The sequence below is a fragment of the Agrobacterium sp. DE0009 genome, assembly GCF_007680755.1.
Classification (GTDB): domain Bacteria; phylum Pseudomonadota; class Alphaproteobacteria; order Rhizobiales; family Rhizobiaceae; genus Agrobacterium; species Agrobacterium tumefaciens_B.
Genome location: NZ_VEIU01000004.1, coordinates 401965 through 422360, shown reverse-complemented (window position 1 = coordinate 422360; position 20396 = coordinate 401965). Strand labels below are relative to the sequence as shown.

The following is a 20396-nucleotide window of genomic DNA, read 5'->3' as shown; positions in this document are numbered from 1 at the left end:
TTGGCCGACCTGCGCCATGTTCTGAACGTCGACATCTCCGATCTGCTGCCCTTCAACTTTCACAAAGCCGCAGCGGCCTGATCGGCGGCCAATTTGACCCAGCGACGCAAATATTCAGTCTTTTGAGAAACCCTAGCCGCTTGAAACCGAGTTGATGCTAGTCGTTACTTCTTGTTCCGCCAAACCAACCCTAATTGCATAACCAAGCAAACGCACGTAAACGAAGGGAATAATTGGACGAAAAGTCCCGACGAACTTCCCATATACTTCAGAAACTCCTTCGCTTTCTGAATTTACGTCTGCTAACTCGGGCCTGCAGCAATTTTCAGGGCGGAAATAACTGCACCATACCCGAGAAAGCTAAGAGATAGAAAGCACATAAACCTTACAAAATCAGGAGCTTTATGTCCGCAATATCGAAATACCGCGAGCAAGACGAAGCCCAGCAGGATAACAGCTCCAGCGTAAGACATTAGAACAATTGCCACACGGTTATCCTCCAACAGCCAGGCAATCGCACCAACCGCGACGAGCTTTCCATACGGCGCCACCGCTGGCAGGATGTCACTAGCGTAACCCTCCGCACGTCGTTCATCGAATCGAGAATCGAGAACACCGATCGATGACTGAAAGCAATTATATGCGAGGGTCAGTAGAACGAAACTAATCCCCACATGCGAGAGAAACAGACCGTACCAATATCCCTGTTGCGAGAATGCATAATCAGCGGCCGAGGCCGCGAAAAGCAAAAGCACGAACGTTCCGCAACCGGATGCGAACCTCTGCCAAATATCGAGGATTACACGCCGCTTGCTATAGAACCATGAAACAAAAATCATTTTGTGCCCCCGAGCCAAATAAGCTGGGCGGTATGCCACTGAGACGTTGCTTTATCGTTGGAAATAAATCGATATTTTTATGTAAAAGCGAGCCGAAGCGCATAATTTCGAGATTCCAAGTTATCGACGGGCGGAGTCAAATAGATTGATATTTGCTCTTGAAAGGATCCGGACCGTCGACACTGCCATTGGAATGGAGCTAACACACTAAAATTACTTATCGACGGGCCGTCAGATCGACTTACGCCAATAGCTGGTATAGCGCGTGTTGCAGATATCAATCCCGCTTCGGCAACGCTATAGAATAGATGCGTTTCGGTAGACCGAATGGGTCGAATGTGACGCTAACTTGTTTCTCGGGTCTCATTGTTCGCTCTTCAGGCTATCAAATTATCGCATTTTGAAAGCAAAGATGCTTTCTGACGCTGTAAGCCGAAACAGACGCTGATGAAGCACTTAAGGCGGCCGCAATTCCAGCTGCTTGACCGGTGACAAAGGCTGTACCCATGACTCTCAAAGAACCGTAGGCAGCAGCATCTGCGCCAGCGACCCTACCCGCGAGGAACAGATTATCCGCGCCGACAGCCTGGATGGCTCCCATTGGTATATCAGCAAAGCCGTCGCCGCCAAGATCGACGAAATGTGCCCGACCGGGTGCTTCGTGAACCTCCATGGGCCATGCAGCGCGCCCGATGCCATCTTCGCGACGGTCACCTCCATGTAAAGCCACACCGGTCAAATCGTTTCGCGAGCGCGGACGGCGTGTCTCGCGAATACCGATCTGCGGCCCCGTGGATGAGATGAACGCGTTTTCAAAGCCCGGCATCTGCCGTAGCAACTGCAGGTTCCGCCAGGCTTCCCGCCGCGCCTGACGCTCCGCCCCGCCCAGACTGGCACCGCTCAAACCATTGGTTTCAAGATCGATCATCATCCACCAATAATCGTTCGACGTCGGCAGCCTCAACATGACGCCACCGTCGGTTCGGTGGATTGGAGCTTCAGAGCTTGCGTTGTGCTCGATAATCAGTTGCGTCATCCGACCACGGTCGAATGTTATCTCCGCTCCTACGCCACCGATACGAACCGGCATTGACGCAGGTTGGACGTGATCACCAGCGCGGCTGTCGGTCGTCATCTCAAGTCCCGCATGCGACGCCACAGCAGCTTCACCGCTGGCATCTACAAATGCGGCTGCAGTGATCCCGTAGCTACCGGCATGGTCAGTCACCGTGATGGCCGCAATTCCGCTCGGCTTCGTGGACACCGCAGTGACACGACTGTGCAACAGGATTTCGAGGCCAGTCATGTCGGTCATTTGGTCGAACGCAAACTTGACCGCCTCAGGGTCCAGCATGACAATCCAGTTGCCGCTGCTAGATCGTATCGGAGCGATATCCTGGCCAATCTTCGCAAGCGTAGCCAGCAGTTCGACACCGATTCCTCCTACCGCAAAAACAGGCTCAGGACCTTTCAGGAAGAAGCCGCAGTAGGCTAAAACCAGCGAATTGGCAGCCGCTCCGCCCAGGAAACCGTATCGCTCGATGAGTGCGACTTTCGCACCCATGCGGGTAGCAGCTACAGCCGCGCTCATTCCGGCCGCGCCGCCTCCAACCACCACGACGTCGTATCGTCCACCTCGGGCTTTAGACATCAACTGGTACTCCCCTGAATATGCCCATCACTTTTCCAAGCGCAAAAGTTGTGATTTGGCCATTTCCTCACCCGTCTGAATTTTCAGGCCACGAGCTTTCGCAAGTGTGAGCAGCGGCGTCATTTTCGGGCTTGTCACGACATCAGCCACCAGACCTTCTGGTGGCACCAATGCCAGCGTCGAGTGAGGTACCGGCAGCGGATCGTCATACTGCATACCCGACAAAGACGCGTTGACGACAAGATCGAAGGCGCGCTGGGGTACTGCTCCTGCCGAGATGGAAACGGCTGGGAAAGCGTTGGACAGACGAGCACAGAGACTGGTTGCACGATCCTTGTTGCGATCGGAGATAACCAGATGCGAAACGCCTGCGCCTGCAAGCGTGTAGCCACTTGCACTGCCGGCAGCCCCTGCCCCGACCACCAGAACGACTTTGCCGTTGGGAACGAAACCCTGCGGCCTTGAGGCTGTGAGGAAACCCTCGCCGTCCGTCATGTCGCCACAAAGCTTTCCATTTGGGTGACGCCTCACCACATTCGCAACACCGAGAAAATGCGCTTTTGCACTGAGTTCATCGACCAGCGCGGCGACTGCGGCCTTGTGGGGAATGGTGACGACGAAGCCATCCATATTCTGCCAGCCGCGCACCGTTGTGACGAAATCGGCAACGCGCTCCGGGACGAGATCGATGACCATCATTGCCCTATCCACACCTTCATCGGCAAAATAGCGGTTGAAGTTATCTGGGTATTTCACTTGGACAATGGGTGATCCGATAATCGCCACCAGCCGTGTCTCGCTTCCAATCACAAAGCTACCTCCCATTTTTGGAGCGACGATATGGGACCAATACCTATTGACGCCAATATACCTTTCGACCCATGCTATAACTTGGATTTATAGGAAGAATGCGAGCACGGATGCCAAATCCGAAACTCAGAGAACGGCAGATCGAAATTTTCCGAACGATCATGGCGACGCATTCGTTGACGGCAGCAGCCCGTCACCTCGGCGTTTCCCAGCCGAGCCTATCGATTGCCATCAAGCGTCTCGAAGACCAGCTTGGTATAGCGCTGTTTGCGCGCATTTCCGGCCGACTGGTGCCGACTCAGGAAGCGGAACTGATCTTTGCCGAGGTCGAGCGCGTCCACCAGCAATCCGAAATGCTGTCTGATGTCATCTACTCGATTGTCCGTGGCGACGCCTCTGTCTTTCGGTTTGGCTCGACGCCAAGTCTTGGCATGCGGTTGGTGCCGAAGGCATTGAAACGCCTGCAACTGGAAGCGGCTGCGGGCACCTACTACAGTGACTCACTATCGCAGCGCGATGTTCGCGACTACCTGCTGTTCGGCCAAGGTGCCTGTGTTGCAACGATTGCAGAGGTCAACGATCCGGTAATCGAAACGGCAAAAATAGCCAGCGCCGGTCTCGTCTGTGTCGTCCCCAATGATCACGCTCTTGCTGGCTACAAATCCGTAACGCCGCTGGCGCTTGCCGGTGAACCGCTGATCTCTTTTGCAACCACCACCACGCACGGTCTTCTGATTGATGAAACCTTTCGGCGCTGGGGCGTATCGAGGAACCCGGCGGTCTATGTGCATTTTGTTGAGGCCGCACTGTCATTTGTCACAGAACGCATTGGCATCACCATACTCGACGCATTTTCCGCTATCGATTGCGAAGCAAACGGGCTCGTGGCAATACCGATCGAAAACAGTGTCAGCGTTTCCGCCTACGTCCATATCTGCCATCTTCGCCCGCGACAGAAAGGCGTAGACAGACTGATCGAGGCGCTGAGGGACATAGCCGCAGTGACCACAAACGCTCAAATGGGACAGCCAATCGATGTATAGACGCGCTAACGAGCTGTTTCCGGGTTTTGAAGAATACCGCATCGAAACGCCCGACATCAATTTCGCCGTTCTGACAGCCGGCAGCGGTCCGGTGATCCTGCTTTTGCACGGCTATCCAGAAACCCGCTCGGCATGGCACCGGTTCGCGCCGGTACTTGCTAAGACCTATACCGTCGTTGTTCCAGACCTGCCGGGCTATGGTGAAAGCCGCGTCACCGGCAACTCGCAAGGAATGGGTTCTAAACGTCGCATGGCGAAAAGCCTGAGAGAAATGATGCTGGCGCTAGGACATCGGCGGTATGCTGTCGTTGGTCACGACCGTGGGGGCCGGGTTGCCTATCGCATGGCGCTTGATTTTCCAGAAACGGTCACGGCACTCGTCTCGGTCACCGTCGTGCCCACACCGGAAATGTGGGGAGGTGCCAGCAAAGCCTTCGGCATGGGAGCATGGCACTGGTTCATGATGGCCCAGCCCGCGCCCCTGCCTGAAACACTGATGGCCGCGGATCCGCGTTTTCTCGTCGATCTCACGCTCGGCAAGATGGCTGAGAATATTGAACGGATTAATCCGCTGGCGCTGGAAGACTACAGGCTCGCATTCGACAATCCCGATGTTCGCCACGCCATGTGTGAGGATTATCGGGCTGGTGCCACGACAGACGAAACTGACGATCTTGCGGATCGCATGTCAGACCGCAAAATCGAGGTACCTGTCCTTTTATTCTGGGAGAAGGACAGGCTCTATGGCGGCGGTCGCGAACCACTCGATATATGGGCAGACTGGGCATCCAAGGTCCAAGGAAAGGGCATTGGTGGTGGCCATCTGCTGCCGGAGACCGCCGCCAGCGAAATGCTCGAAGAGCTCTTGCCATTTCTTGAAAAGGCGATCGATGTCCCAGGACAATGATGAAACTTCGATGGCCCAACGGCCTGATGACGGTCTCCTCAGCCTTCGGCAGATGGAAGTCTTCCATGCGGTCATGCAGGCGCGCTCCATCACTGGTGCCTCAAAGGTTCTCAATGTCTCTCAACCAGCGCTAAGCCGTACGATCCGTCGAATCGAAGACCTGCTTGGCATTGCGCTTTTCACACGCGACCGCAACGGTCTTGTCCCTACATCTGAAGCACTTGAGATTTATGCCGAGATCGACCCGCTGATACGGCAACTGACCGGCGTCGGCACCCAGATAGGCCGCATCGCACGCGGTGAAACGGCTGTATTCCGGGTTGGATCGACAGCCAGTGTCGCGCGCGCGCTCGTGCCACAGGCTTTAAGAACATTGTCCGTCGAGGTGCCCGGTATCGAGCTTTTCTTCGACGTACTTCCGGTAGACCAGATCGAGGAATACCTGATTACCGGGCGCGGAGAAGCGGTGGTGACGATCGCCTCGCCAGATCATCCGCTCATTGCTGTCGAGCATGTGGGGCGGGTCGATCTGGTCGCGGTCATTCATAAGGATCATAGCCTTGCAATGACGTCTGTCATACGAGCGGCCGATCTGGCGGATATGGATTTCATAGCCTTCGCCCCGGGCGGCGCTCATCAGACAGTTGTCGATCGATTTCTCAGTCGCGAAAAATTGAAGGTCAATACGCGCGCTGTCGCCCGTTTTTCCGACACCGCACTGGCGCTGGCGAATGAAGCAATGGGCATCGTGCTGGTTGACTACGTCACCACGCTCGGACCCGTTGGCAGCAACCTCGTCGTTCGGCCCATCGAAAATGCCCCACAATTCTCGATATCGGTTCTATGGAACCGCCGCCGGTCGCATTCCGCCAATCTGCGTAAACTCACTGAAATTCTGTCTCGCAGACTGGCCGACCTGCCGCCGCTCGCCTGATTGCAAATAACTATCTGCATGTCTTAAGGGCATGGGAGGCATAATCATTGTTCGTTGTCTTCCTCTTCAGCCGGTGGCAGTAAAAGCGAATGGCGTCTCGGACAGCCATCTTTGGGAGGAGAATCGGAATGAATGTATTTTTGAGCCGCCGTCAGGCACTTATCGGCATGGGCGCACTTGGCAGCGCCGCTGCTTTCGGTCTGCCTGCCCGCGCAGCAGCCCGAAATCTTGCAGTGCTGCACCTTGCCAGCCACGCGCCAAGCTTCATTGCTTTTGAGCGCGGCTACTACAAGGACGCCGGTCTCGATATCGAGCTGAAGTTCTTCGAGGCCGCCCAGCCTATGGCCGTGGCAATTGCGTCCGGTGATGCCGACTTCGGCGTGACCTCGATGAGCGGTGGTCTTATCAGCCTCGCACAGAAGGACGCCATTAAGGTTATCGGCGGCGCGCTGACCGAGGAGAAGGGTGTCACCGGTGCGATCATTCTGGCATCCAACAAAGCCTATGAGGCCGGTCTGACCGATCCGTCTAAGCTGTCCGGCAAAAGCTTCGGCATCACGACCGCTGGCTCGTCATTCCACTTCATGGCCCACAAGATTGCCGTTGCTAACAAGATTAAGCTGTCGGATATCCAACTGCGCCCATTGCAGAAGTTGGGCGCCATCGCCGGAGCCCTGACCACAGGTCAGATCGATGCGTGGGCGATCCAGCCGAATGTCGCCAAGAAGATGATCCGCGAGGGTGCCGCCAAGCAGATCGGTCTGGTATCTGATTACGCGCCGGATTATCAGGTCACTACCGCCTTCACCTCGACCAAGAATGCGGCCAGTGAACGCGAGATGACGGCAGCGTTCGTCAAAGCCTATTCGCGCGCTATTGACGATTACAATGCCGCCTTCGTAGACAACAAGGCGGACGATGCCGAACGCAACGCTCTGGCGAAGATCGTCCACAAATATGTCGAAAGCGATAGCCCGTTCGACGCTGCCAAACAGAATCTGATCGACGGCGCCATGCGCATCAATGCGGGATTGGCACTGTCGCTTGGCAGCTGTGTCGAGCAGCTTGAATGGTTCAAGGCAGAAGGCATGGTCAAGGACGCGATTACGAACGAACAGCTGTTCGACACGTCCTTCGTAAAAACCATTTGATCAGCCAGCTATTGTCGCGGAGGCCTCAGGGCCTTCGCATGGAGGAACCATGGATCTGAAGCTGAAAAACATCAGCCATTCCTACGGAGCCGTAGAGGTTCTGAAAGATATCTCACTCGATATCCCGCAAGGGCAGATCATCTGTCTGATCGGGCCATCCGGTTGTGGCAAATCGACCTTGCTTCGGTTTCTCGGCGGCCTTGAACGGCCAAGTTCAGGCGAGGTGCTGCAGATCGGGAATCCTCCATCCGGCTCCCTCAATCCCCTCACCTACGTCTTCCAGCATTTCGCCCTGCTGCCCTGGCGCACAGTCGAAGGCAATATTCGCCTTGTGCTCGAAGATCACAATCTCAGTCGGCGGGAAATGGACGAGATCGTCACAGACGTTCTTGACCGTACCCGCCTGACGGATTTCCGCATGGCACTTCCCAAGCAACTTTCGGGCGGCATGCGCCAGCGTGTCGCGATCAGCCGGGCACTGGCAGTGCGCCCCGCGCTGATGCTGATGGACGAGCCGCTTTCGGCCCTCGACAGCCAGACGCGCGAACTTTTGATGGATGATCTTGTCGCCCTGTGGACACGGCAGCCTTTCACATCCGTCTACGTCACCCACAATCTCAACGAAGCGGTTCGGCTTGGCCACCGCGTTGTCGTTCTTTCCCGTCGCCCAGGCCTGATTCGCGAAATCGTCGATATCGATATCCCTCTGTCCGAACGCCACCTTGGCGATCCCGTGCTGGAAGACAAGCAGAAGCAGCTTTGGGACCTGATGCGCGAAGAGGCCATGGCTGCCGACAAGGAGTTGGTCAATGTCTAACATCACCACACTTGCAAACCCCGCTGGAGCATCCGGCGACAACAGGACAGAAACGAGAACTGCGCCTGTGCGCCCTGTCGCATTTCGTGGCGGCGGCTTTGCGCCGATCCCAGTGCGCGGCATGGGCATTGCGGTGTTCATCGTCCTGATCGCTCTTGCTGAGATTGGAACGCGCAGCGGTTTTATTTCCAATCTGACACTGCCGAGGCCCTCCGCCGTCCTCGATACATTCGTGCAGCTCTGGCAGACTGGATTGCTTTGGAAACACCTCCTGCCATCGCTTCAGCGGCTGTTCATCGGCGCATTCATGGGCATCGCTGTTGGTATATCGGTCGGCGTGATGATCGGCCTTTTCAGCTACGTTCGCGCAGGGCTGGTGCCGCTGATCGCGGCCCTGTTTCCAATCCCGAAGATTGCGCTTCTGCCGCTTTTCGTGATCTGGTTCGGCATCGATGAGACGTCGAAATACGCCCTGATTGCTTTCGGCACATTCACGCCGACGGTGGTCGCGACTTACGGCGCCGTCGACAATGTCGATCGCACCCTGATCCGTATGGGCCAGAGTTTCGGGCTAAGCTGGTGGTCGATCGTCCGCAAGATCGTCCTGCCCGGTGCGTTCCCTGCCATCCTGTCGGGCCTACGGGTGTCGATCTCGATTGCCATTATCCTCCTCGTCGCGGCCGAAATGCTTGGTGCCCAATATGGTGTCGGCTCCTACATTCTCGAGGCAGGCTCGCTCTATGATCTCGAAAAGCTGTTTGCCGGTGTCACGATCCTCTCTGTCATGGGCCTGATCGTGAACTTCGCAATCGGACTGGTCGAGAAGCGCTTTTTGAGCTGGCGCGGCTAATACCTGCACCTCATCAATGGAGATTGAATATGCTGGCATTGCAAAAAGTCCGGCCCGGCAGTGGCGTGCACTTCAATACGATAGCCAAACCTGAGAACATTGCTGCTGGCGAGGTGTTGATCTATGTGCATTTCGCTGGCATCTGCGGGACCGACCTGCATATCGCCCACTGGACGCCGGGCTACGAGTCGATGGAAAGTGCCATGCCCGTCACGCTCGGCCACGAATTTTCAGGCACGATAGAACAAGTCGGAAAAAACGTCCCAGCCGACGTCATCGGAACCCGTGTTACCGCCCGACCTTCTACAACATGCGGCCATTGCGAGGCCTGCCTGAAAGACGACGAAGATAATTGCACTTCACGCAAGGGCGTTGGCATTGGCCGAAACGGTGCCTTCACGTCCTATGTCTGCGTTCCCTACAGCAATTGTCACACGCTGCCGGACAGTCTCGATATGGATATCGCTGCGCTAACGGAACCGATGACTGTCTGCGCAGAGGCCGTCGCGACGACCGAGGTTGCGGCAGGTCAGACCATACTCGTCATTGGGCCGGGCTTTATCGGCCAGGGTATAGCAATCCTGGCGCGCTCGCGCGGCGCGAAAGTCGTCATCATGGGGCGCGATGATGGGCCACGTCTCAAAAACCTTGCCGCTGCTGGTTTTCAGCATCTGATCGATACGAGCGATGTCGACATGGAAACCGCGCTTTCCAAATTTGCTCCGTTCGATGCGATCATCGAAGCGGCAGGTGTGCCAACGCTGGTCGCCGCTACCTTGCCATTTCTTAAGAAGCGCGGAATTTTCACCGTCGTCGGCATCCATCCCAGACCCGCCGAAATCGATCTTACAACACTTGTGCGCATGCACCAGCAAATACGTGGATCCTATCGAGCCCCTGCAGCGGATTGGGACGGCGTCATCGCCTTTCTTGATGGCCATCAGGATTTGATGCGGCAACTGATTTCCCACACCCTGCCACTAACCGACGCTCTTATCGGCTTTCAGGCTGCGCATGACCATGTCGCCTCCAAAGTGATTTTACGTATGGGAGAAATTTGATGGCCGCAGCCATTCTCGCGCTCTGGAACGACTATCCGGCAGACCTCGCCGAAGAGTACGCATCATGGCACACGTTCGAGCACGTGCCCGAGCGTTTGACCGTACCAGGCATGGAGGCCGCACGCCGTTACGTGTCGGCCAGCCAAGTCGAAACCTATTTCACGCTCTACGATCTTGAGGATATTAGCGTGATTGAACACCCCGCTTATATCGACCTCGTACGCAACCCCACCCCCTGGTCGCTCAAGATGCGTCGAAATTTCTCAAAGGTCCTTAGAATTCCAGGCAAGATCGCGGCAACTGGAGGAAAAGGAATTGGTGGAGCCGCGAACGTTCAGGCTTACTCCGTAAATCGTGGCAAAGCGCAAGCAACGGTGCGCGCACTCGAGACATTGTTGTACCATTTGGTCAAGCAGTCCCGCCTAATTAGCTTCAGAGTGGCTCTTGCCGAACCAAACCAGATTTACGAGGTTTTTTCGCAGGACGAGAAGACCGACCCGGACACTGTCAACGTGGTGGTAATCGCCGAAGGCGAATCCGTTCAATCGCTTGCTGCCGTGCAGAACATATTAACCGAGCAGATCCAAACCACGCTCGAACCTCAGAAAATTCTGCGCAACGACCTTTTCACGATGTTAATCAGCTATCGCGGCGATGAGTTTCCAGAAGACCGAACGAAAATCGATACGACCAGAGTTTTAAGACGTGAAATTGATTTTACGGACCCATGATCTATCCGTTCATACATATCGCCTTGAACCAATATGAACCTTCGACTCAGATTTTTTGTTAGAATAAGGTCTTTTCAGGCTTCATTCGTCCGTGGATCACTCCCTGTTTTCGGGGGCCCTAAGCATAGGGCTCAGAATGGTAGGTGGGGGCTGTTTTCCCATTTCGCGCCGGACATCAGCCAGATGAGCGCCGTCGACAGCATAAACGTATTTCCGCGCCTGCCCTACGATCAGCTTATTGATTTCTCGCACAATTTTACCCGGGCGCAAATCTGCAAATTGCTGAGCAAAAACGACAGTCGTCGCCGCGAGGGATAGTCGGCAGCGCATACGGCGTGTTTATGATCGGCTTGTCAAAGAAACTCATGCTGTCTCCGCTCCCTTACGGAATCATGGAGGAATGGAGCAAAAAAGTCGTCGCGTATCAATACCAATAATTGAAGAAGGGAGGATCTCCTCGTGAAGGTTGCGGCACACTGTCGGCGCAAGATGAACGCCGTCTACCGCACACCGACACACTTTGGTGAGCAACACATTCCCATTGCTGGTTATGAGAACCCCCGCACGACGCTTACCACAGCGCGCCGGAGAGGTGGCAGAGTGGTCGAATGCACCGCACTCGAAATGCGGCATAGCTGCAAGGGTAACGTGGGTTCGAATCCCACCCTCTCCGCCATTTTTTGGGTCACTCTTCCCCAATTACCCGCAAACCCTTGGGTTTCCTCGTAAATTCCTGACCGATTGCCCTCAAAAGGGAAGTTCAGTCATGAATGTATCGCGCATTGTATCGCTCCATGTACAGTCCGATGTATCGCCGGATGCGGAAATGATTTCCGCGAAGAAACGGAATCGCAAGCTTAAAAGGCGATCGTCCGGGCTCTATCTGGTCAGAAGCGGCGGCATCTACCTTTTTCAGATAAGATTGCCGAAACGCATCGGCGGCGGCCCAGGCTCGCGACCGATACGCATCAGCCTCGGTGCTCTGCCGCATCAGGAAGCCAGGGAACTTGCCGATGCGTTGGCGGCATTGGCGCGGATGGTGTTCAAGGAGATTGAAAAGAGAATGGCAGAGGACAACGGAGCTGATCTGGCCCACATCGTCGGCGGCGCAGCCGAAGGTGACGCGGAAGACGACTGGCCTTATGGGTTTGTCAGCCTGATCTTGAAGGCTGGCCTGTTCGACGCGAGGGAGCCGACGCGTTCGCCGACGCCGGAGGAAGCCAAAGGACTGGAACTCATGCGCGGACTGGTGCGGATCGGCCAGCAGGTTTCTGCAAAACTGGACGGCCGGCCGTACGACGAAATGATTGCCGACAATGCCGAAATGCTTGCTGCGAGCAATGTTGCCAAGCACGGCAAGCCTGCAGAGTCGGGCACATCAAGTCATCGCTACTATTCCTCGACTCAGCTATCCGATGCCCCTTTGCCGCAAACCGTTGCGGTCATTCCAGCTCCGAACCCGGAGCCTCGCGACAGGAAACCGATCACACCCCGGATTTCCGCATCCTTTGTCGCTGACTTCATGCTGGATCGGCGCACTGTCGATCGGCGACCGTCGAACAAGCCGTTGTTCAGCGATTTGGCGTCGAATTATCTGGCAGTCAGGACATCATCAAAATCAGGTAAGAATAAAGACATTTCCATTGCCGAAAACCGCCTCAACCTGTTCGTGGAGCTCATCGGCGATCACCCAGTCGATACCTATACTGCTACAGACCTCCAGGCATTTATCGAGCTATTGAAGCATTGGCCATCCAACCCGAAGTACCGCCCAGCGCATCTGTCGGCCCGCGAGATTATCGCCGCAAACCAACCGCCCCGCTTCAAAACGTTGTCGCGCAAGACCATGGAAGAAGGCTATGTCACGGCAGTGAGAGCCGTCATGAATTCGGGCCAGAAGGCCCACAGCTATAACAGCCCTTCCATCGGAGCCAATCTTACCTACCCGGATTCTGCAGCTTCGTCCGTTCCGACCGAGCCACTCGGTTACGAAAAAACCAAAAAGCTCCTTGATACGGGAGTGAGAACGGGGCTGCTCGACAACGCCATGCTGCCGTTGTTGGCCTTCATGACCGGCCGACGACTGGGTCTTCTTATCCATCTCAAGGGCACGGATTTTCGAGAAAAATACAAAGGCGTATGGGTCGCGCAGACCAGCGGTATTGTGCAGGTTGACGGAGTGTGGAAACGCATTCCGATCAAGACCGACGCCAGTGCAACATTTTTCGTCATTCACAATTTCCTCGCCGAAATCGGTTTTGTTCAATGGGCGCAGGAACAAGGCGACGAGTTTCTGTTCGGTGAGTTGATGAGGCTTGCCGATCCAAGCAAGAGCGCATCATCCTATATGAGCCGCCTGCTCGTGAAGGCCAAAGTCAAAGAGGCGCGTGGGGAAGTGTTCCACTCATTGCGAGGCGGGTATATCTCCGAGACAGGTGACCAAAATATCGAGAAGCGCGATCGCATGTTGCAGGTTGGTCATGATGTCGGTGACGATGAACATGACAAGTATGGCTTCCGCACGTTGACGGAAAAGAAGGCGAGGCTGCTCGCCAACCTGCCTCTCAATCCGGAGATTGATCTCTCAATGTATCGGGGGCTGGATTTCGACAAGCTTGCCGCAGCCAAACGCGCGCGCGGGCGCACACCGAAAGTTAAATAGAGCTCAACTTAGGAGCCTGGATTCCCAGATGTCGCCGAGCAATTGCCGCCACGACTGAATATGACCTTTTCAGACCATCGACACGATTGATACCCGTTGAGGGCCGCTCGGCAGAACGCTTATGGAACGCCTGCAGACGGGAGCTAAGGCGGACGTTTTTGTACAGGAGTTCGAGGCGCTGATCGCTTACATTCGTAACGATGACCAATTGATAGTCAATCAATGTGATTCTCGATGGTGCGTCCTGCCGGACGGCATGAAGGTGACCTCGGCGCTGGAGGCCGCATAGGCTGGGTTGCTTAATGTTCGCCCACTCGGAAGCAATACGCCGACTTTTTTCCATGAAATCGGCCGAAAGCGGAAATCATTTCCGCTTATGCCAGCCATACGCCAGGTACTGAGCGTGGGCCTGATAGCGCAGAGACTTGTAAGGTCAGCCGAAGTAGCGACACTGAAAGATGAGTAGTGTTCTTTTAAAGGTGGAAAGGTCAGATAACATCGATGAGGAAATAATTTCCGCGGCAGCCTCACGCTGCCGCATCGTATCTCTACTGCCTTCCTTGTCACGAAGATGCGTCTTCACTTGTTTCCATGCAAAATTTCGTCGACACGGCATGCAGCCCTGAATACCGCACTTCGCAGGTTGCGATGTTGAGAAGTGTCCCCAACAGAAAGATCGTAGCACTTCAAAAGAAGGCTTTCGAATAGATGGACATCTTTCTGTTCATCTGAAATTCCCTGTACAGCGAGAGCAATTTTATGCGCGCTCGAAATATCTACAGGACTATCTATTTCGCCCCGGGCGAAAGCAGAGACAAGCTGTTTAGGCTTCCCTTGATTGACATTGTACGCACTTTTCTTGCCGGCAAGGCGTGCGATCACTCCGTCCCTATGACTGCGGTGGCTCGCCTCCTCTTTCCTCATCAGCTCAAGTCCGTCTTCTGCCGAAAGGCCAGCCTGACGTAGGTAATACCAGATTGGCTGCCATTCTCGGCTTGAGTGTGCAGCATGAAGAAAATACTGCCGCGGCTCGCTAACTTCGACATTGTTCAGAAAGTTACGGATTACTGCGTCAGAAGTCACATTGTCCCGCACCACCGTACCCTTGCCGGAGCCCACCTCGACGTCCCCTATTAGCCTGAGCGTCGGCGATCCTACTTTTTCGGTGAACTGACCTTCTCGAATAAATTGGATTTTTGGCAACAGTTCTTCACCGATCATAAAGCTTCCGACCCGGCCTTCCACCTTGCCGGTATCTAAATCAAGCGTCGCCGCCGCTCCCATAGCAACCCGCGATATACGGTTGGAGAATTCAGTGATTGCGCGCTGTTCACGATAGGCGATGATCTGTTGCAACTCCCCGGGCTTGATCGCCCGAGTTTCGCCAACATAACGAAAATAGATCGCTCCCTCTTTGAATTCGTTGTTAACGTTCTTGATCGCAACGATCGGCGGAAGATCGTGTTTATCAACGTTGATCACCCCAACCTTGAGGCCGTCGAAGTCAAGACTGAACATGGAAAAGATGGGGACTGGGCTCATCGAACCTGCCAGACACCGATTGAGGTCGGCGGGGTCCGTAAGTGAAAAGGTTTCGTCGCGCAGACCCACAACTTGCAGACTGCCATCTGGTAGCTCTTTAACACCAAAGAAGACAAAGCCTCCCCTGTTGTTTGCGAGCCCCGCTATTGATCGAAGTGGGTCAGCGAACCGGTTTTCGGGCTTGAGACAAAAACCCTCTTTGCACTCGGTCAATTCTGATTCATGTGTTTTCAGGTACCAGCCAGATCGGCCGCGCAGTTCAAATAACGCGCGTGCGCGTTCCTCCGCAGTCTCCTGAGCAGGCGGGCCGGGAGACTTGAAAACCGCTCCAATAGCTGCGGGCTTGAAGGTCGAAAGAAAGAGGTCCAGCTTTTGTTCAGAGGCTACAGGAACTTCGGGGCCATAGGTGTTGTCCCGAATTTGCGTGATTCGGCCCGAGTTGACGGCACGCTCCTGCCGGTTGAAGTAGAATTGGATGTCCTTGTTTTTCATATTTCGCGCTAGCATGGCCTTGATCAATCCAATTTCTGGATCGGTAATGCTGCGCTTCGGCATGTTGACCCCCCGACTGCTATTAGGCTGAGCTGACAACCTGACCAGGTTGCTCTTGCGTGATTGAACTCTCCGCCGCGGCCTGAGCCTTTTCCGCAGCGACCCTGCCAGCGGTCCAAACGTTATGAATGAGCCAGTCGTCGGCGAGGAAAAACTCGCCGCCAAGCACTTCGGCTTTCTCGTCGACAAGCCTTTTTTTCATGGCATCTTCGCCCACGATTGCAATCTCAGCGTTTGCATAGGGCGGGGTGTCTGGTTGCGGACTCGGTTTGAATACTTCCCAGTTGAAGGTGCCTTTGGGATAGGCGTTCTGAATTTGGTCGCGCCTTGCAAGCGGACTCTTCGAGAAGCCGACTTTGATAATGGCCTTCTCTTCCAGCTCCTTCGCCGACCGGCCGAGGTAAACGGAAATATTTCCAGAGAGCTTGAGTATGTACAGATGCTTGGGACCGTCCGTTTCGCCAACCCAGTAGGGGCTAGACGCGGGCTTCACCGCGCGGCTCGGTTTCAGCGCCGATTCCAATGTTTGGATCGTAGGATCGACCTGTCCCGCTTGCCCGTAGACGGGAACTTCGTAGACATCGAGACCATAAAGAGCTGCCGTTTCATGCTCGTTGAGGGGCACACCGTTCGCGCCGATCAATTCCGCGTTGGTACTTCGATAGGTCTCGGGGAAAAGCTCCTCTACCGGCTTCCAATCTTCCGGCACAATGCACCACGCGCGTGTCGCCTTTATCGCATATAGCCACTTACCCTTCCGCTCCGGGCTGCGTTCTTTGGCCGCCCAGTGCTCACCAGAAATGAAATCCTTTGCATGTCCGGTCTCGTGCGAGATTTCGAGCACTCCGACCACCTTGCCCCGCATGTTCAAGGAGCCCTTGTTTTTGGTGACATAAATGGCGACCAATCCGCCAGGCTGAGAGTTTCGCAAATATGCATTGCGCCGCCACTCGTCCGCGAATCCAATACACCCCCAACCTGCTGGATCGAACCCCCAGAACGACGTCAGCCAAGCGCCACGATCTTCTGGGAGGTCATCCCTTGTTGGGGCCAGCTCCAAAATGGTGCTCCAATCAAAAGAGAAAACGTCCTGCTGCGCCGTCTCGATATCGATGTCACCGAGCGCGCTCCGGATATAGGCCATCGCGTCTTCTGCCGGATGGCGATGTCCTTTCTTGACTACAATGGTCGTCAGCGGCGGAAGCCCCCGATCCTTGAGATGGTGGAGGATAACTTCGAGATGCGGCCCAAGACCGCGTCCGGTCGGATGTCTCCATCCGACCGCCTCGCCGACCTGCTGATAGGTGACCCGCTGCTGCCGCTTCGCCTTCGCTGCAATCACCCTGGCAATCTCGAACTGGAACGCATCCATGTTCAGTTTGCTCCTGCTCCCATCACGAAGGCATCCGGCCAACCGCCGTGTTTATCGATCTCCACGTCGATTTCGGCCATCAGGCGGCGGGTTTCTGTAAGGGCTACGACGATGCGGCGATAACGAAGGATGTCTTCATCAGTCAGCACACGGCCGGGACCAGGGTTCTTGCCGCCCTTGCCGGCGCGGTCCTTCAACCATTTCTCGCAGACCTGGTAGCCGCCGACTTGAAACTCCCATGTCGCCTTGGGCACATCTTCGAACCAGCGACTGGCGTTGATCATCACCTTGCCGTTCTTGTACTCGGGGTAGCCCTTTTCCACCCGAGCCTCGCCACTGCCGGCAAAGCGTATGTCGGGGGATTTCAGGACTGGTGAATCCTCGGGGCGCAGCAGGTGCAGGCCGACGAGTTCGCGGCCCAGTGCCGCCAGCGCCGCAAAGGTGGTGCGGGTCGCGGGCGCTGGGATGCGCGGGAAGTCCGACTTCAGGAACTCGGCGTAGCGGCTGCGATAGCCGGGGCTGTGCAGCACGGCATAGATGTAGTCGAATAGGTCGCGGGGCCCGAAGGTCTTTTGCAGATCGCCTCGGCCGTCCCAGGAGGGGTCGAGCAGGCCAAGCTGTTCGGTTTTTTGACGCTTGAAGTCGGGGCCGAAGCTTTCGTGTACGCCCCGGGAGATGCCTTCTTCGTAGGTCAGGCCGAGGACCTTACCGAAGCCCAAAGACCAGGTGCGATCTATGTTTGGACGAGCGAAATTCTCACCAAGCGAAGGCTTTAGCCATAAAGGAAAGCAATAGGCACATTCTTTTGTTGCAGTTGAGAGGATGCACATATCCGCATTGCCTTCAAAAGCCAGCGCATGCTCAAACACCCCTTGGCTAGTCTGCCTTACAGTTGCAAGGCCAACATTAGGTATCTCAAAATGCTGCATCACAGGATATCTATGATCACCAGCCGGAATTGCCGTCTTTGAGTAAAAGACTTGACGGTCATCAAACGGCCGATAGCAATATTTGGTGACGTGATAGTCACCACGGGTGAGAGCCCCACCAACCAGCTGTATCTTCTTCGCAAGTGAGGCACGCTCCGAAGGATCGCTAGTATGAGAGCTCGCTGCGAAATCCTCTATGGACCTCATTACCGCGCTTGAGTCAAAGCCAACGAAAACGGAGTCTAGGTGAGTCTTGATTCCTGTCGCCTTAGAATTGAAAATTCTTTCAATTCCAAAAAATCTTGAGTATTCTTTCTGATTACTTAAATCACGGCGACAGAAAAGGAACAGTGGAGCAGCGGCATCCAGCGCCACCGGTGCAAGCTGTTTTGCGTTTGTAGACAGCAGCCTCTCAAACTTACTTTCGCGAGACCCAATAAGATCGCCAGAGTGCACCATCGACACTTGCGGCATTGAACCAATGGAGCTACCGAGAAATAATGATACGCCCTGCTGAATATCAAAAACATTCTCATCAGATTGATCTGAAATCTCACCAGCGCGGCGAACGCTACCGTGAAGATTTATCGATGATAAGCTTTGAAAGACGCTCATCAATGAGGCGCGCATGCGACGATGCGTAACGCCGTCAACGTACGAGTTATTGGTGATTAGACCAAGGCACCCTTGCCCTGCTTCAGTTATTTTATACTGGCAATATCGAATGAACTTAATGTAATCATCGTCAAGATTCAGCTTCTGCTCATTCAGCTCTTTCTTGTATTCAGATAGAAGACTTGCGATGAAATCTGACTTATTCAACTGGCCAAAATTTGAGTAAGGTGGATTTCCGACAATCGCCGTATAGGGAATTGAAGACTTCGCAAGGTTAGCCGCTTGAGCCTCATGAGCCAGAATTTCTGACATAAAGCTGAACTCATGAGCCACTTTACGCGCCGGTTCCAGCGCATTGGTCAGGAAGATGCGTGCCCGCTCTTCCGAACCGAATGTATAGCCCGTCTCAGACAGCTTCAGCCCCACCTTCATATGGGCGATGGTATAGGGTGCCATCATCAGCTCGAACGCCGTCAGCCGCGGCAACAGATGCGTGGGTACATAGCCGTTCCAGGCGGCCTTGATCTCAGCTGCCGACTTGCCCTGTTCTTGCCAGTGCTCCACCATTCTCTTGTGGATCAGATCGATGACCTCCACCAGAAAAGTGCCGGTGCCCGTGGCGGGATCAAGGATTTGCACAAAGGGTGTGTCAGGCTGCACATGGTTTGGGACGGCGATATGATTATTTTTCGCCGCAACCTCCGCCCACGTGCTGGTGTCGGCCAGCCCCAGCGGCAATCCGAATTCTGTGCGAAGGATTTCATCGACGCCGCGAACAATGAAATTCACCACAGGACGTGGGGTGTAAAACACGCCGCGCTGCATCCGCTTTTGCGGGTCATATTCCTTCAGGAACATCTCGTAGAAGTGAATGACCGGGTCTTCCTTGGGGTTGCGGTCGCCAAAGTCGCGGAGAACCGCCTCCATGTTGGCCGCGTTCAACATGTCCACCACATCCCGGACACCAAGTTCGTCGAAGTCCAGGCTTTGGCGCTTGTCATGGCCGCCGATCGCCAGAAAGTTCGCGAAGAGTTCCTTCAGGAAAGGGTTCGTCTTCGGCACCATGTCGGCGAGATTGTCGGCGACGATCCCCGCCGGACGTGAGATACGTGCGGCGAGCATGCCGTAGGCGATGGTCTGGGCGAACATGTCCGCAAAGCCGTCCTCATCCAGATCATGGATGAGATTTTTTCGGAAGGCTTCGAGCATGGTGCGCATCGGGCCGCGGTCTGTTTCCGCACGGAGCAGCTCGTTTGCGCGCGCTCTTATCTCGGTTGCCAAACCCGCCAGCCTTAGAGCGAGGTCCTTGGAGGTTCGGATCGCCTCGTTGAGACGAAGCTCGAACGCAGAGGACCAATCTTCGCGCCACTTTTTGAGGTCCTTCGTGTCATCTGGCCACCGAAGCTTTTCAGCAAGGGTGCGGCCGACATAATCATTATGAAGCTGGGTGTCCTTGGCATTCCACCCAAGTACTTTCATGACCGGCAAATCGCGTGACTGCACGCCATCGGAGAAATGGACGAAGGCGAGTTCACGCGAACCTGAGTTCCCGAAGTTGGCGGCGAAGATGAGGTCGTTCTTCTGCCAGGCCTGCCGGTTTGACGCCTGGGCCCCCAACCGCTTCTTCAAGATCAGGTTTTTCAGGATGCGGCGCAGAACCGTAACAGAGAGAGCCTTGTCCTCGAACGAGATGAAGAAGATACCCCACGGCTGGCTGGTGGCCAGCGGCCGCAACTGATGAATCTCCCGTATCTTCGCGACCTCATCGGGCTTCAGCCCAAGCTCATTGGCCTCGTATTCGTACACCACGTCTTCAAAGCCGTAGTCCTCCTCGATGGGCCATTCGAGATGGTCCCGAAGCAGATCGACCAGCTTCGGAAAGCTGTTTATTTTCGCAAGCTCAGCCGCAGATATCCCAGCCATCGTTTCC

17 protein-coding genes and 1 tRNA gene are annotated in these 20396 nt (G+C 55.1%); 12 read left to right on the top strand and 6 right to left on the bottom strand.

The genetic code is table 11. The annotated features are described in order from the left end of the window. Nucleotides 1-302: 302 nt before the first annotated feature. The 3 genes from FS804_RS17410 to FS804_RS17400 all read right to left on the bottom strand — a co-directional run bounded on the left by FS804_RS17410 (nucleotide 303) and on the right by FS804_RS17400 (nucleotide 3300). Nucleotides 303-839 (bottom strand): hypothetical protein, encoded by a 537-nt coding sequence (locus FS804_RS17410; protein ID WP_144578091.1) that lies wholly within the window; start codon nucleotides 837-839, stop codon nucleotides 303-305. 385 nt (nucleotides 840-1224) lie between these two features. After that, complete coding sequence (locus FS804_RS17405) at nucleotides 1225-2490, bottom strand: FAD-dependent oxidoreductase (RefSeq protein WP_144578089.1); 1266 nt, start codon at nucleotides 2488-2490, stop codon at nucleotides 1225-1227. Nucleotides 2491-2517: 27 nt separating this feature from the next. Further along, the gene (locus FS804_RS17400) at nucleotides 2518-3300 is read right to left on the bottom strand and encodes a shikimate dehydrogenase (RefSeq protein ID WP_144578087.1); all 783 of its coding nucleotides are present in this window, start codon (nucleotides 3298-3300) and stop codon (nucleotides 2518-2520) included. A 110-nt stretch (nucleotides 3301-3410) separates the two neighbouring features. On the opposite strand from FS804_RS17400, the gene FS804_RS17395 reads away from it, so the two are divergent. The 12 genes from FS804_RS17395 (at nucleotide 3411) to FS804_RS25000 (ending at nucleotide 13745) form a co-directional block, all read left to right on the top strand. Next, on the top strand, nucleotides 3411-4343 hold the full coding sequence (locus FS804_RS17395) for a LysR family transcriptional regulator (RefSeq protein ID WP_186376860.1): 933 nt from the start codon (nucleotides 3411-3413) through the stop codon (nucleotides 4341-4343). Continuing rightward, on the top strand, nucleotides 4336-5250 hold the full coding sequence (locus FS804_RS17390) for an alpha/beta fold hydrolase (protein ID WP_144578084.1): 915 nt from the start codon (nucleotides 4336-4338) through the stop codon (nucleotides 5248-5250). Before FS804_RS17395 ends, FS804_RS17390 begins: the two co-directional genes overlap by 8 nt. A gap of 10 nt (nucleotides 5251-5260) precedes the next feature. Next, on the top strand, nucleotides 5261-6184 hold the full coding sequence (locus tag FS804_RS17385; protein ID WP_186376859.1) for a LysR family transcriptional regulator: 924 nt from the start codon (nucleotides 5261-5263) through the stop codon (nucleotides 6182-6184). 128 nt (nucleotides 6185-6312) lie between these two features. Then, complete coding sequence (locus tag FS804_RS17380; protein WP_144578080.1) at nucleotides 6313-7335, top strand: ABC transporter substrate-binding protein; 1023 nt, start codon at nucleotides 6313-6315, stop codon at nucleotides 7333-7335. A 49-nt stretch (nucleotides 7336-7384) separates the two neighbouring features. Then, complete coding sequence (locus FS804_RS17375) at nucleotides 7385-8152, top strand: ABC transporter ATP-binding protein (RefSeq protein ID WP_144578078.1); 768 nt, start codon at nucleotides 7385-7387, stop codon at nucleotides 8150-8152. A 121-nt stretch (nucleotides 8153-8273) separates the two neighbouring features. Then, nucleotides 8274-9002: an ABC transporter permease gene (locus FS804_RS17370; protein ID WP_371417895.1), complete on the top strand. Its 729-nt coding sequence runs from the start codon at nucleotides 8274-8276 to the stop codon at nucleotides 9000-9002. Nucleotides 9003-9031: 29 nt separating this feature from the next. Then, entirely contained in the window at nucleotides 9032-10063 is a 1032-nt protein-coding gene (locus FS804_RS17365) for a zinc-binding dehydrogenase (protein WP_144578075.1), read from the top strand. Next, entirely contained in the window at nucleotides 10063-10794 is a 732-nt protein-coding gene (locus tag FS804_RS17360) for a hypothetical protein (RefSeq protein WP_144578074.1), read from the top strand. Before FS804_RS17365 ends, FS804_RS17360 begins: the two co-directional genes overlap by 1 nt. A 183-nt stretch (nucleotides 10795-10977) precedes the next feature. Beyond that, on the top strand, nucleotides 10978-11112 hold the full coding sequence (locus FS804_RS25395) for a hypothetical protein (protein WP_256366758.1): 135 nt from the start codon (nucleotides 10978-10980) through the stop codon (nucleotides 11110-11112). 268 nt (nucleotides 11113-11380) lie between these two features. Further along, nucleotides 11381-11470, top strand: a tRNA-Ser gene (locus tag FS804_RS17355). A gap of 90 nt (nucleotides 11471-11560) precedes the next feature. Next, entirely contained in the window at nucleotides 11561-13456 is a 1896-nt protein-coding gene (locus tag FS804_RS17350) for a hypothetical protein (protein ID WP_144578072.1), read from the top strand. A gap of 121 nt (nucleotides 13457-13577) precedes the next feature. Next, entirely contained in the window at nucleotides 13578-13745 is a 168-nt protein-coding gene (locus FS804_RS25000; RefSeq protein ID WP_186376857.1) for a hypothetical protein, read from the top strand. Nucleotides 13746-14035: 290 nt separating this feature from the next. Here FS804_RS25000 and FS804_RS17345 read toward each other — a convergent pair whose 3' ends face one another. From FS804_RS17345 to FS804_RS17335, 3 genes are read right to left on the bottom strand one after another with little or no spacing between them, the layout of a single operon-like run. Then, the gene (locus FS804_RS17345; RefSeq protein WP_144578071.1) at nucleotides 14036-15553 is read right to left on the bottom strand and encodes a helix-turn-helix domain-containing protein; all 1518 of its coding nucleotides are present in this window, start codon (nucleotides 15551-15553) and stop codon (nucleotides 14036-14038) included. A gap of 19 nt (nucleotides 15554-15572) precedes the next feature. Then, on the bottom strand, nucleotides 15573-16922 hold the full coding sequence (locus FS804_RS17340) for a hypothetical protein (protein WP_144578068.1): 1350 nt from the start codon (nucleotides 16920-16922) through the stop codon (nucleotides 15573-15575). Between the two features lie 2 nt (nucleotides 16923-16924). After that, nucleotides 16925-20389 (bottom strand): type ISP restriction/modification enzyme, encoded by a 3465-nt coding sequence (locus tag FS804_RS17335; protein ID WP_144578067.1) that lies wholly within the window; start codon nucleotides 20387-20389, stop codon nucleotides 16925-16927. Between the last annotated feature and the right edge of the window lie 7 nt (nucleotides 20390-20396).

Excerpts from the sequence above, each read along its gene's own strand:
- FS804_RS25000 (WP_186376857.1), top strand. The coding sequence starts at position 13,578 with ATGGAACGCCTGCAGACGGGAGCTAAGGCGGACGTTTTTGTACAGGAG.
- FS804_RS17395 (WP_186376860.1), top strand. The coding sequence starts at position 3,411 with ATGCCAAATCCGAAACTCAGAGAACGGCAGATCGAAATTTTCCGAACG.
- FS804_RS17335 (WP_144578067.1), bottom strand. The coding sequence starts at position 20,389 with ATGGCTGGGATATCTGCGGCTGAGCTTGCGAAAATAAACAGCTTTCCG.
- FS804_RS17340 (WP_144578068.1), bottom strand. The coding sequence starts at position 16,922 with ATGGATGCGTTCCAGTTCGAGATTGCCAGGGTGATTGCAGCGAAGGCG.
- FS804_RS17410 (WP_144578091.1), bottom strand. The coding sequence starts at position 839 with ATGATTTTTGTTTCATGGTTCTATAGCAAGCGGCGTGTAATCCTCGAT.
- FS804_RS17370 (WP_371417895.1), top strand. The coding sequence starts at position 8,274 with ATGGGCATTGCGGTGTTCATCGTCCTGATCGCTCTTGCTGAGATTGGA.
- FS804_RS17380 (WP_144578080.1), top strand. The coding sequence starts at position 6,313 with ATGAATGTATTTTTGAGCCGCCGTCAGGCACTTATCGGCATGGGCGCA.
- FS804_RS17365 (WP_144578075.1), top strand. The coding sequence starts at position 9,032 with ATGCTGGCATTGCAAAAAGTCCGGCCCGGCAGTGGCGTGCACTTCAAT.
- FS804_RS25395 (WP_256366758.1), top strand. The coding sequence starts at position 10,978 with ATGAGCGCCGTCGACAGCATAAACGTATTTCCGCGCCTGCCCTACGAT.
- FS804_RS17360 (WP_144578074.1), top strand. The coding sequence starts at position 10,063 with ATGGCCGCAGCCATTCTCGCGCTCTGGAACGACTATCCGGCAGACCTC.
- FS804_RS17405 (WP_144578089.1), bottom strand. The coding sequence starts at position 2,490 with ATGTCTAAAGCCCGAGGTGGACGATACGACGTCGTGGTGGTTGGAGGC.
- FS804_RS17345 (WP_144578071.1), bottom strand. The coding sequence starts at position 15,553 with ATGCCGAAGCGCAGCATTACCGATCCAGAAATTGGATTGATCAAGGCC.
- FS804_RS17350 (WP_144578072.1), top strand. The coding sequence starts at position 11,561 with ATGAATGTATCGCGCATTGTATCGCTCCATGTACAGTCCGATGTATCG.
- FS804_RS17390 (WP_144578084.1), top strand. The coding sequence starts at position 4,336 with ATGTATAGACGCGCTAACGAGCTGTTTCCGGGTTTTGAAGAATACCGC.
- FS804_RS17375 (WP_144578078.1), top strand. The coding sequence starts at position 7,385 with ATGGATCTGAAGCTGAAAAACATCAGCCATTCCTACGGAGCCGTAGAG.
- FS804_RS17385 (WP_186376859.1), top strand. The coding sequence starts at position 5,261 with ATGGCCCAACGGCCTGATGACGGTCTCCTCAGCCTTCGGCAGATGGAA.